The following is a 3559-nucleotide window of genomic DNA, read 5'->3' on the forward strand; positions in this document are numbered from 1 at the left end:
GTGCGAGCGTCGTGGTGAAACTGGCCCGGAGCACCATGTTGTCCATCGGCTCGTACTTGAGCAGCACGGAGGGCAGCCAGTTGTCGTAGGTCGTCTTGCGCGATACGGGCGTCGAGGTGATGTTCTCCTCCTCGGCATCGACGTTGAGCGCATGGCCCGTATAGTCGAAGAGCGTATGCTCGAGACGCAGGCCGGCGATCAGTTTCAGGCGGTTGCCGAACTGCTGGTCGTAACGCAGGTAGGCGGCATGGATCGACTCATGTCCCTCGTAGTTCTCGGCCTCCTCCATCGGGTTGCGCGACAGGGAGAACTGCGAAGCGTCGTTGAAGTCGAGCCGGGAGAGGTATTTCTTATTCACAAAGTCGCCTGCGGTGTAGTCGCCGGCATAGAAGTTCCGGCGCGTGGCGTCGTAGATGTTCCCGCCGGCCATGGCCTGGCGGATGAAGGACTCCTCATCGACCGGTTCCACGTCGTAGAAGGTGATGTATTTCGACTTGTCCTTGTCCTGGAACTTGTATCCGGCCTTCAGCGTACCGGCAAACTGACCCGTGAAGAGACGCGCCCGAAGATCGACATGGGCCTTGTATTCGGTCTCCTCGATCTCGCTGAACGACTCGGTCAGCTCGTCGAGCTTGATGAAGTTAGTCGCATTGAGCTCCATCCGCGAAGGATCGAGGGGCTCGAAACGCGGCTCGCGCTCATCCGACAGATCGACATCGAAGCGGATCGGATTGTCCTCGTCGCTCTCCAGGCCGATGTAACGCTCGTTGGGGCGGTCTTCCGAGGCCCGAGCATAGTCGAAGCCCCACTCGACGCCGAGCCAGCCGAGGTTGTGCTCTCCACCCAGCGCGATGTCGGCCGTCTGCTGGCGTTCGAGGCGGGCGAATTTCGTATCGGGCGCCCCGCCCTTGGTCTGACGGCGCAGATAGGCCGTGGCCGTACCGTCGGCATCGGGCGTGATATCCTTGTAGGTCAAGCGGTAGCGATTCTCCCAGTCGTTACGGCGGTTGTACATGCCGCGCAGTTCGATCTTGTGGTTTTCGTTGAACTTCCAGTCGAGCGAAAGCGAATAACTCTGCCGCTCGCGGTGCACGTAGTACTGGCGGACCTCGAATTCATCGACATAGGCATTGCCGTTGTCGTCCTCCTTCCACGTCGCCTCGATGTTGTCCGAGCCGATCGGGTTGTTATGGTAGGCTACTGCGGCCATCACCCCGAGCCGGTCCTTGAAGAAACGCGAGCCCCAGCTGACCGAACCGTTGAAGGTCACGCGCTGCGAGATGGGGTTGTAACCTGCCCCGGCATTGGCCGAGAGGGTCTGGCGATAGGGCGAATTCTTCGTTACGAGGTTCACCGCACCGCCGATGGCGTCGCCGTCCATGTCGGCCGTGACGACCTTGTTCACCTCGATGGTCTGGATCATGTCCGTGGGAATGAGGTCCAGCTGCGCGGCGCGCGAGTCACCCTCGGCCGAGGGGAGACGGTTTCCGTTGAGCGTCACGGATGTAAGGTCGGGCGACGTGCCGCGCACCTGTCCGAAACGGGCCTCGCCCTGGTCATACTGCACGTTGATGCCCGGGATGCGCTTCATCGCATCGCCGATATTGGCGTCGGCGAAACGGCTCATCTGGTCGGCCGCCACGATGTTGCTCACCCCGTCGTTATTCTTTTGCAGGGTCAGTGCCCGGCGCTGCCCTTCGACGATACCCGAAACCACGACGTTGCCGATGGCCACGCCCTCGTGCAGGAGGAACTCGCAACGAATCGTCTCCCCCTTGTGTACGTCGTAGGTCTGGCAGATCGGATCGTAACCCACATAGGTGACGCAGACTTCATAGGTTCCTTCGGGAATACCGCGCAGCGAGAAACTGCCGTCCGTACCGGAAACGACGCCCAGGTTCAGCGAACGGATGTAGACCACGGCTCCGGGAACGGCATGCCGCGCATCGTCGAGCACCACGCCCGTCAGGGAGCCGCGGGCAGCGGCCAGTTCGGCATCCACGAGCTCCACCTCGGTTTCGGCCTCGCCTTCCGCAGCGGCCTGGAGATGAAGCGGCGCCACGGCCGCGAGTGCCAGAAAAACAAACGGATAAGTGTAGTTTTTTCTCATGAAACAGAAACTTGAAATTGTCTGCGGCAAAAGTATGGACATGCTGTTACCGCAACTTTGCATCCGCACAACAGTTTGAATGCAACACTGTTACGTTTCAATGAAGTTTCCCGGGAGGCGTTTCCCCGCTGTGTATTTTGCCTATATTTGCGGCGTCGGAAAAAACACACGACAACATTCATCCCATATTCCTATGTATATGAAAAAACTCTGCTTTGCATGGTTTGCCGTCGTCCTGGCCGCCTGTACGACGACACAACCCGAAAAAAAGGCAGCCGAAGGCACCTACGACGGGGAACTCAACATCCTGATGCTCTCCGATGCCGGCCGAAACGGCTCCTACGACCAGCGCCTGATCGGCGAGTGGATGGGCGTCTATGCCGACCTTCTCGGCCCGGAGTTCGTCATCTCATGCGGTGACCTGTTCCACTACGAGGGCATCCAATCGACGAGCGACCCGCTGCTGTGGTCCAATTTCGAAAGCATCTATACCCACAGCGAACTCCAGTGCCCGTGGTACGGGGTGCTGGGCAACCACGAATACCGCGGGAACACGCAGGCCATGATCGACTACTCGCAGGTCAGCCGCCGGTGGAACATGCCCGCCCGCTACTACACCTTCGCCGTACCCCTGGACGACGATGAGGCCGACTCGGACCGTGTGCGTTTCGTCTTCATCGACACAGCCCCGCTCATCGACAAGTACCGCCGGGAGAGCGACCAATACCCCGACGCGCAACGGGTCGATCCCGATGAAGAGGTCCGCTGGATCGACAGTGTCCTGAACGCCTCCTCCGAAAAGTGGAAAATCGTCGTGGGCCATCACCCGATGTACACCTACGACGACAAGGACGACATCGAACAGGAGAACATGCGCGCCCGGCTCGAGGAGGTTTTCCGCCGCAATGCCGTCGATGCCTACTTCTGCGGCCACATCCACACCTTCCAGCACATCCGCACCGGCAGGGACAGCATCGACTACATCGTCAATACGTCGGCCTCGAAACAGCGCGCGCCCCAGCGCGGCCCGCTCACGCAGTATGCCAGCGAGAACTCCGGGTTCGGACTGCTTTCGTTCGACAAAGGGGTGATGCACTACACGCTGGTGAACAGCCGCGGCGAACTGGAATACGAAATCGAGCGCCGGAAGTAGTCCGGCCCCTGTACGATGGAAAACAAGAACCGGCAGATCGAAGCCGACGCCCGACGGCTCTATGCGGAGATCACATTCCACGGACCGCACACGATAGCCGCCCTTCGCGCCTGCACGTCCCTCTCCGAACAGGAACTGCTCATCGCCCTGGGTTGGCTCGCACACGAAAACCGGATCGCAATCAACGGCGACACGGTCGAACCCCTCGTATCGGAATTCGCATTCTGATGCCGAGACCTCTCCCGAAGACGGGCTGCGGAGTTCATCCGCAGCCCGTCCCTTTTTTGCGGCGGGGC

At 60.2% G+C, this 3559-nt stretch carries 3 protein-coding genes; 2 read left to right on the forward strand and 1 reads right to left on the reverse strand.

The genetic code is table 11. From position 1 onward, the window contains the following. A partial coding sequence (locus QZL63_RS09795; protein WP_290586795.1) for a TonB-dependent receptor occupies positions 1-2110 on the reverse strand: 2110 nt, incomplete at its 3' end. A gap of 199 nt (positions 2111-2309) precedes the next feature. On the opposite strand from QZL63_RS09795, the gene QZL63_RS09800 reads away from it, so the two are divergent. Next, on the forward strand, positions 2310-3263 hold the full coding sequence (locus QZL63_RS09800) for a metallophosphoesterase (RefSeq protein ID WP_290586798.1): 954 nt from the start codon (positions 2310-2312) through the stop codon (positions 3261-3263). A gap of 15 nt (positions 3264-3278) precedes the next feature. Beyond that, positions 3279-3491: a winged helix-turn-helix domain-containing protein gene (locus QZL63_RS09805; RefSeq protein ID WP_022309126.1), complete on the forward strand. Its 213-nt coding sequence runs from the start codon at positions 3279-3281 to the stop codon at positions 3489-3491. The last annotated feature ends 68 nt before the right edge of the window (positions 3492-3559 follow it).

Origin of the sequence: Alistipes sp. CAG:268 (assembly GCA_000434235.1) — a bacterium.
Taxonomy (GTDB): Bacteria; Bacteroidota; Bacteroidia; order Bacteroidales; family Rikenellaceae; genus Alistipes; species Alistipes avistercoris.

Coding starts and splice junctions, on each gene's coding strand:
- QZL63_RS09800 (WP_290586798.1), top strand. CDS start 2,310: ATGAAAAAACTCTGCTTTGCATGGTTTGCCGTCGTCCTGGCCGCCTGT.
- QZL63_RS09805 (WP_022309126.1), top strand. CDS start 3,279: ATGGAAAACAAGAACCGGCAGATCGAAGCCGACGCCCGACGGCTCTAT.